This is a genomic window from Clostridiales bacterium (assembly GCA_030016385.1).
Lineage (GTDB): Bacteria > Bacillota > Clostridia > Clostridiales > Oxobacteraceae > JASEJN01.
The window spans coordinates 21,360-29,774 of sequence record JASEJN010000040.1 but is presented as its reverse complement, the minus strand read 5'-3'; the positions used below and the strand labels follow the sequence as shown (position 1 = coordinate 29,774).

Here is an 8,415-nt window from a genome sequence, read left to right as displayed (position 1 = left end):
CAAAAGTGGGGAATTTCTTCTGCAACTTTGTCCTATTTTATTTTGCAACAAACACACATGTCGAGTATTGTTATTCTTTATAATTGCAATTTATTATATACTTCCTCTTATAACAAGCTGGTATGGGACTATGCATATTTTGCTCATACTCTGGCCGTTTATTCTCTTTATTATATTTTCTACTGCATACGCAGCCATGGCTTTGAAATCCTGTTTTACGGTAGTCAGCGGTGGATTCAGGTACTGACACAACTGAATGCCGTCAAAACCTACTATCGCAATGTCGTCGGGTATCCTTTTATTCAACTCTTTGGCAGCTTCATATACCCCAAGGGCCATGAGATCGGAGGCACAAAATATTGCTGTTATTTCAGGATGTACGGTGAAAAGATATTTGGCTTCTTCGTAGGCCTTTTTTTCTGTAAAGTCTCCATTTCTTATATAATCTTCGTTTATTTCAAGATCCTTGCCCTTCATCGCCTTTATAAATGCCTGTTCTCTTATGATTGATATCTCAGCATTTGCATAACCATTTATCAGACCTATGTTCCTGTGATTTTTCTGGTACAGCAGGTTTACTACATCGTTTATGGCCGACTGGGTATCTATTGTTACTATTGAAATATAATCATTATTCAAATCGTCATCATTTAACATCATCATATCAAGGTCTATTGTAGAACTCGGTATATCAAGGGTGAGCATTTCATTATAATATACATCTGAGATAGTCAGCCCAGCTATTACAAACCCTAACAAATTAAATTTCTTGCACAAATCTGAAAGGGACCTGGAAGTTTGCATTATGGAATCAGTATTAAGGACCACCAATTCATACCCATACTTCTGACATGCCCTTAACGCTCCAATAAATTCAGAAGGGAAATTATCTGCCTTGCTGTCGGAATCTTTCAATCCTGAAAAGATTAGTCCTATATTTTTTATTGATTTAGATTGTGGATTTTTTGTAGGTTCCACATTGCGATAATTGATTTGTCTTGCTATTTCAAGTATCTTTTGCCTTGTGCTTTCACTTATGTCGCTATAGTTGTTCAAGGCTTTAGAAACAGTAGAAATACTTACATTTGCTTTTTTTGCAATGTCATTCATTTTTCCCAAGGCGGCCACGCTCCATATCTAAAAGTCTAATTTATTTCGTTAATTTTAGTTTAACATATTTATAATTTTTGTACATATATTATTAAAATAAATATTAAAAAGTTGTAGCAGGATTAGCTTTCATTACCATATGCAAACTATTTATCAGATAATTTGGATGATTATTAAAATAGTATTGACAACAAAGAAAAATAATGTTATCCTTAAATAAAGTTTCGTACTTTCGAAACTTTCGATATCTATATCTAATCAATGATTCCGCAAAGACATCATTAGTTTTTAGAGCTTTTTATGCGGATTGGAGGCAAACTTTGAAACTTTCAAATGAAGAATGGTTAATCCTACAAGAAGACTTTATTTATGATGAAAAATATGAATCATGTTTTACTCTTGCAAATGGGTACATGGGAGCGAGAGGGACCTTTGGGTCAGACATAGAGCACCAGAACCCGGGTACTTACATAGCAGGAATTTTTGATAAATCGGATGCAGCCATATCACAACTGGTCAATATGCCATATTTTTTTAGTCTTGAGTTTTACATAGATGGAGACAAGGTAGATTATAAAGAGTGCAATGTGCTTGAATTTTACAGGATGCTTGATATGAAGCAGGGCGCTCTTTATACGAAGATAATCATCCAGGACAGCAAAATGAGGATTACAGCTATTGAGGGATGTAGGTTCTGCAGTTATAGCGATAGGCACTTGGCGGGAACGAGCTATATATTAACGCCTGTGAATTACAACGCAAGTATTTACGTAAGGAACATAATCGATGCATGTACCATAAACGGCCAGCAGACGGTTTGGGATGAATGCAAGCATTACAGATGCATAAAATCAAGAACAGAGGATGATTCTCCCATCTATCTGGAGGTAAAAACAAAAGAGAATAGATACAGCGCCGGATTTGCATCAACCTTAAAAATATACAGTAACGGCAAAAGTGTTGGGCTTCGCAGAAAGGCTTTAGACATTGGGGATAAAGTTGTACAAACAATAGAATTCAATGGAGAGAAAGGCAGGGAATATACAATTGAAAAGTATGTGGCCGTAAATACATCTAGGGATGTATCGAAAGGTAACGTACAGAAAGCTGCCGAAGATGAGCTTGACAGGTTTATAAATCGTGGAATGGACAATGAATTTAAGAATAGCATTGATAGCTTGGATAAAATGTGGTCGGTCTCCAATATCTGTATTAGCGGTGATGAGAAGGCACAGAAGGCCATCAGATTTAATATCTACCTAATGCTGTCTTCGGTAAATCCAGATGATGAAAAGGCCAGCCTCGGAGCCAAAGGGCTTCATGGAGAAGGTTATAATGGTCATGTGTTCTGGGACAATGAGATATTCAACTTGCCATTTTACATCTATAACAATCCAAAGGCTGCAAGAAGTCTGCTACTTTATAGATATAATACGCTTGACGCGGCCAGGGAAAATGCTAGGGCAGGCGGGTATAAAGGAGCCAGGTATCCCTGGGAGAGTGCAGATACTGGCAGGGAGGAGACTCCAAGGTGGGGACTTGATTATAAAGGCAAGCCGGTCAGGATATGGACAGGCGACATAGAATATCATATAACTTCAGACATTGTGTATGCCATCCTGCAATATGTAAGGGCTACAGGTGATATGGATTTCCTTTTGAATTACGGGGCTGAAATAATTTTCGAAACATCAAGGTTCTGGGCTAGCGTGGTTGAATATAACAGGGGATATGACAGGTACGAAATAAATGACGCAATAGGGCCTGATGAATTTCATGAGCATGTAAATAACAGCATGTTTACAAATTATATGGCCAGATGGAACATGCAAAAGGGGATAGAATTGTTCTATATGATTAAAAATTTATATCCGGAGCATTACAGCAGGCTTTCAAAAAAGATTAATCTGACTGGGGATGAAGTTAAGAGGTGGAAGTGTATAGCTTCAAAGATATTTATCACTAATCAAAATGATAATTTAGTATTTGAACAGTTTGAGGGGTATTTCAAATTAAAAGATTATGTGATTACAGAATATGATATGAACAACATGCCCGTATTCCCAAGGGGAGTCGATATGGTGAAATTGAATGATTATACGTTGATAAAACAAGCGGATATAGTAATGCTCCTGTACATACTTGGTGAAGAGTTTTCGCTTAAAGTAAAGAAGAACAATTTCGAGTATTATGAGAAAAGGACAATGCACAAATCCTCCTTGAGCCCAAGTATATATTGTATCCTGGGACTTGTGGTAGGCAACTATAAAAAATCTTATGAGTATTTGATGCGTGCTGCAATGGTTGATCTGGATGATAATCAGAGCAATACATCCCAAGGAGTCCACATGGCAAGTGCAGGAGGTACATGGCAGGCTGCCGTGTTTGGATTTGGCGGGCTCAGCATAAGCAGCGAGGGTAAGGTCTGTATAAATCCCGTATGGATGCCTGAAAAGTGGAACAGGTTCTCGTATAAGATATGCTGGAAAGGATGTATCCTAACTGTGGATATAAGCAAAGAAACAGTTACGGTGGCTCTGGAGAAGGGAAACAGAATTGATTTGAGCATATGCGGCAGGGATTATTCTCTTGAAACAGGAGATAGACAAGCTTTGAGCCGTATGAGTCGAGGGCAGTAAAATTAAATATTTACATAAATCAATAATTAAAAACTGGAAAGGAGGAAAGTTTTGTCTTTATTTTGTTTAATAAATTATAAAAGGGGGTTCTGTTTAATGAAAAGCAGGTTTGCTATTAAAAAGGTTTTATGTGTTGCATTATCAGCGTTTATGCTGACAGGAGTCTTTTCCGGATGTTCCAAATCAAATAACAGTAATTCAAAGTCTACATCAAAGGGCCCGGTTGTACTTAATATACCTGACTACAGAACAGGACAAAATGTAGGAGCTAAATTTTTCCTGCCTCAGGTAGATAGATTTAACAAGAAATACGAAGGCAAATATAAAATCAACATTGAGGAAGTGCCTCAGGATTCCTATAATGATAAAATAAAACAGCTGGCACAACAGGATAAACTTCCTCCGATAGTAAACGGCGCAGATACACAGTGGTTTCAGGATTATATCATAAAGAACAATAAATTTTATGATCTTTCGTCATGGTTGAATAGTAAGCCAAATCTTAAAAATGTTGTTTTAAAGGATTCGTTGGATTATGATACTGTAGATGGAAAAGTTGTATGCCTACCACAGGTTGTTTCAAGGCCTATAGGTCTGTATTATAACAATACAATGTATAAGCCATCGAAGGCTATAAGGGACATGTCCGTTGATGAATTCTATTCATCCCTCGGAGATAACAAACTGGCCCTTATGACCGGTGAAAATGCATGGACAACACAGCTTTTATTCAGCGCGATAATAGCCAATCAGCCTGGTGGAAAAGATATACTGACAAACGGAGTAAAGACGAAGATAACGGACTACACAGGAGATGTTTTTGTTAAATCTGCAGAGATACTTCAGAAATTCTTTAAGAATAATGCTGCGCCAAACTCAGTCGGCGCCGTATATGCAGATGCTGCGAATACATTTATGAGCAAGAAGGCTTCAATGATATTCAACGGCTCATGGATGGTAGGAGACCTCTCAAAAGGGGCTGAAGGCAAGTGGAGCAACGGGTTTACAGGAGACCAGGTAACATCTGATATTTATCCTGGAAATGTTGCACTTGCAAACAACATGGGTTACTGGTACTGGATTCCTGCCAACACTCCCAAAAATCAGGTAGAGGCTGCACTTGCCTTCTTTGAATTTGCAACCTCCCAGGCCGAAGTCGAATCCTGGATACTTGCAGAAGGCGGAGTTGCCCCAAATATGAAGATGAGTGATTCATTCCTTACAAAGCAGAAGGATAACAGGCTTTTAAACGAGCTTGCTACATCAATAACAAAGGATACAATACTTTGCCCGTCATTTGACGATGCAATTCCTAACTCTGTTCAGGCTCCGGCATTTGGCAAATTGCTTCCCAAACTAATAGACGGTTCATTATCATCGGCAGATTTTTGCAAGCAGTTAACAGCAGAGGCTCAGGCAACAAAGTAAACTCGTATCTTGAACAATCAGCTTGCTCAATATTGGGCGGGCTGATTGTTCGATATATTAATGAGCAAAGGAGTCTGGTATATATTATGAAAACAATGAGCAAGAAGAAAACGGATACAATTTGGATATATGCATTTCTCCTTCCTACCATTGTGATTTTTATCATATTCTATTTATGGGCAATAGTGACGTTGTTATACACAAGTTTTACAAAGTGGGACGGGGCCAATCTCCCTGTTTTTACAGGAATAAAGAATTATTTAAAGCTTTTTAAAGCCGATACATTCAGAATATCGCTTGTTAATTTACTCAAATGGTCTTTATTAGCAGGTACTGCACACGTTGGATTTGGTGTTATGATAGCGCTTCTGCTATATAAAAAGCCCCATGGTTGGAAATTTGTCCGTACCGTATTCATGGTCCCAAATGTTATTTCTGCAGCAGCATGGGCAATGATTTACAAGTTTGTATTCAATAATGATTTCGGTATCTTAAACGGTATAATAAGGTGGTTTGACCCGAAATTCAAAGTCAACTGGTTCTACCAATCCCCATATGCATTCTGGGCTGTAACATTCACATGGGTATTTTATGCGGTAATAGTAACACTTCTGGTATTGGGAGACCTTATGGCGATACCATCCGACATAGAGGAAGCAGCCCGTATAGATGGTGCATCAGGATGGTATATGACATGGAAAATCAATCTGCCGCTGTGCCGGAATTCAATAGGTACTGGCGTCATACTTTCAATAACATCCCGTATATCAATGTATGAATCCATCGCGCTGACAACCCGCGGAGGCCCTGGCAATGATACGATGAATATACCTTTGATAATGGTAAATGCAATAAACGATAATAACCATGGATATGCAAATGCTGCATCGGTAATCATGCTTCTGCTTGGTATACTAACAATGCTGTTGGTATATCGCGTATTTAGAATGAATGACAGCGTTTATTAAGGAGGAGGTATAATATGAAAGAAAAATTATCGAAATTGGGATATAACATCTTTGTATATATTGTACTTGCCTTTACAGTGATAGTTTCGATATTTCCGATTATCTGGATTATTGTATCCTCGTTTAAGACTAATGCGCAGATACTTGGCAGCCCATTTTCGCTGCCCACAGGGATAAATTTTATGCCATACAAGAAGGTGTTTACCCAGTACAACTTTTTAACATATACGTTTAATTCATTTATAATTTCATTTACGGCAACCGCGATATCGGTAGTTCTCTATGCAATGGCTGCATATGTGATAGCCAAGTATGATTTTAAATTTAAGAACCTGTTTTATATACTGTTTACGATGACGTTACTTGTACCAGGCCAGACCAAAGCGCAGCCAATATTTACGATAATACTAAAACTTCACATCTATGATACAAGGTTTGCTCTTATACTCGTATATCTGTCAATGGGCATGGCCATGTCGTTGTTCATTCTAAGGAGTACATTCATGTCGATTCCAAAGGAATTCGATGAGTCGGCATCCATTGAAGGAGCAGGTTTCCTGCGCGTATTTTTGAATATAAATTTACCCCTTGCAAAATCAGGGCTTGCAACATCAGGTGTCCTCATGTTTTTGAATTACTGGAATGAATACTTCTATGCAATGCTCCTTACAAGCTCTGCAAAGATTAGAACTCTTCCGCTTGAAATGGGATTCTTCAACGAAGCATTCTCCTACAATTATACCGAAATGTTTGCAGCACTTACCGTAGCAGTCCTGCCAGGTATAATAATATATTCATTCGCCCAGGAGCAGGTACAGGAAAGCGTTGTTTCATCAGGAATAAAAGGTTGATTGATTAATGAAAATATTTGCCAGCAGAAATGCTGGCTTTTATTATATTATAATAATGTTTTTAAATATTATTGGAGGAGAATATAATAAGGATATTTATAGGAATAGAATTTCCGGATGAAGTCAGGAACGGCATAATCCAGGTTCAGAACATCGTAAGGTCCGGCAGCGTAAAAGGAAGATGGAAGTACATAAAGAATTTTTCCACTTGACCTTAAAGTTTCTCAGGGATGCAGAGGAAGAGGACATAGCGCGGATCTATCAGCGTATGATGCTGAATATGGATGTAAAAAGGTTTGATATAACGGCCCATAGGATAGGCAATTTTAAAGGAAGGGACTGTCTCAGGGTTGCTTTTATGGATATAGTTGACGGCACGGAGGGGCTGCAAAGACTTTTTGCTGAGGTTGATGACGCATGTTTTGATTCGGGTTTCAAAAGGGAAAATAGAGAGTTCATGCCCCACATCACGATCGCCCAGGATGTCGTATTGAATGATGAGCTCCGAAAGCTGAGTGAGAATATAAACAGGCTGCCGATGATAACCATTCCGGTATTCAGCGTTTCCATAATAAAAAGCAGCCAGGAAGGCTGCAGGAGGACATATGAGACGATCAAAAGGATACCGCTTGGGAAATGATGCTGTCCCAATGATATAAAAGAACAGTTCGATGAGGGCTGCTTTTTTAGGCGTATGACATATGATTCATACGGATGTCATTAAGAGGTCGTAAAAAGGATTCAAAGTTTATAGTATATTCATATTTTCAATACAGAATTGTCAATTTTGGACGATACTATATAAGCATAGATTCTCCTTTTTAAATATTGTATTACATATGGAAATAGTCCGCTAAGGGCTATTTGTGTTTTTTTGCAGGAATACACATTTGGGAGTAATGAGTCTGAAAAATCAAAAATTTAGAGGAGTTTAGATTTGTTTATAGAATATTACATCTATACAAGATAACTCTTTTAACAAAGGTGACTCATGATGGAATACTATGCACATTCGAACGAAAAAGGTGAATATCAAACTGTCAGGGAACATCTTCATAACGTAGGCAGGTTTGCGTCTATGTATTCTGGCGGCTTTGGAGCAGGAGAATTCGGATATCTCTGCGGGATACTCCATGATATAGGCAAAAACAGCGATGAATTTCAAAACAGGTTACTGAAAAACGGACCAAAGGTGGACCATTCAACTGCCGGTGCAATTGAAGCAAAGAAATTACTCGGTAAAGCATTTGGGACAATGCTGAGCTATGTAATTTGTGGGCATCATTCAGGACTTATGGACTATGGGTCAGCAGAGAGCGGGTTAATGAACAGGTTTAACAAAAATATACTTGTCTATAATTAAGATATAAAGAGTATAATAGCGAGTATTTCCAAGATAGAAGTGGAGCAAACTGGGGG

The 8,415-nt window shown here is 38.2% G+C and carries 6 protein-coding genes and 1 pseudogene; 6 read left to right on the top strand and 1 reads right to left on the bottom strand.

Features of this window, described 5'->3' with window-relative positions; genetic code table 11:
- Positions 1–93 precede the first annotated feature (93 nt).
- Entirely contained in the window at positions 94–1,110 is a 1,017-nt protein-coding gene (locus QME45_10120) for a LacI family DNA-binding transcriptional regulator (GenBank protein MDI6619010.1), read from the bottom strand.
- Between the two features lie 320 nt (positions 1,111–1,430).
- On the opposite strand from QME45_10120, the gene QME45_10115 reads away from it, so the two are divergent.
- From QME45_10115 to QME45_10090, 6 genes and pseudogenes are all read left to right on the top strand, one after another.
- Positions 1,431–3,749, top strand: a complete 2,319-nt coding sequence (locus QME45_10115; GenBank protein ID MDI6619009.1) for a glycosyl hydrolase family 65 protein — start codon at positions 1,431–1,433, stop codon at positions 3,747–3,749.
- 96 nt (positions 3,750–3,845) lie between these two features.
- Entirely contained in the window at positions 3,846–5,177 is a 1,332-nt protein-coding gene (locus tag QME45_10110; protein MDI6619008.1) for an extracellular solute-binding protein, read from the top strand.
- Between the two features lie 86 nt (positions 5,178–5,263).
- Positions 5,264–6,145, top strand: coding sequence for a sugar ABC transporter permease (locus tag QME45_10105; GenBank protein MDI6619007.1), 882 nt, complete (start codon positions 5,264–5,266; stop codon positions 6,143–6,145).
- Positions 6,146–6,159: 14 nt separating this feature from the next.
- On the top strand, positions 6,160–6,996 hold the full coding sequence (locus tag QME45_10100) for a carbohydrate ABC transporter permease (protein ID MDI6619006.1): 837 nt from the start codon (positions 6,160–6,162) through the stop codon (positions 6,994–6,996).
- A gap of 166 nt (positions 6,997–7,162) precedes the next feature.
- Positions 7,163–7,636 (top strand): annotated as a pseudogene (gene thpR / locus QME45_10095) (RNA 2',3'-cyclic phosphodiesterase).
- Positions 7,637–7,987: 351 nt separating this feature from the next.
- The gene (locus tag QME45_10090; GenBank protein MDI6619005.1) at positions 7,988–8,359 is read left to right on the top strand and encodes a CRISPR-associated endonuclease Cas3''; all 372 of its coding nucleotides are present in this window, start codon (positions 7,988–7,990) and stop codon (positions 8,357–8,359) included.
- Positions 8,360–8,415 lie beyond the last annotated feature (56 nt).

Excerpts from the sequence above, each read along its gene's own strand:
- QME45_10120 (MDI6619010.1), bottom strand. The coding sequence starts at position 1,110 with ATGAATGACATTGCAAAAAAAGCAAATGTAAGTATTTCTACTGTTTCT.
- QME45_10105 (MDI6619007.1), top strand. The coding sequence starts at position 5,264 with ATGAAAACAATGAGCAAGAAGAAAACGGATACAATTTGGATATATGCA.
- QME45_10090 (MDI6619005.1), top strand. The coding sequence starts at position 7,988 with ATGATGGAATACTATGCACATTCGAACGAAAAAGGTGAATATCAAACT.
- QME45_10110 (MDI6619008.1), top strand. The coding sequence starts at position 3,846 with ATGAAAAGCAGGTTTGCTATTAAAAAGGTTTTATGTGTTGCATTATCA.
- QME45_10100 (MDI6619006.1), top strand. The coding sequence starts at position 6,160 with ATGAAAGAAAAATTATCGAAATTGGGATATAACATCTTTGTATATATT.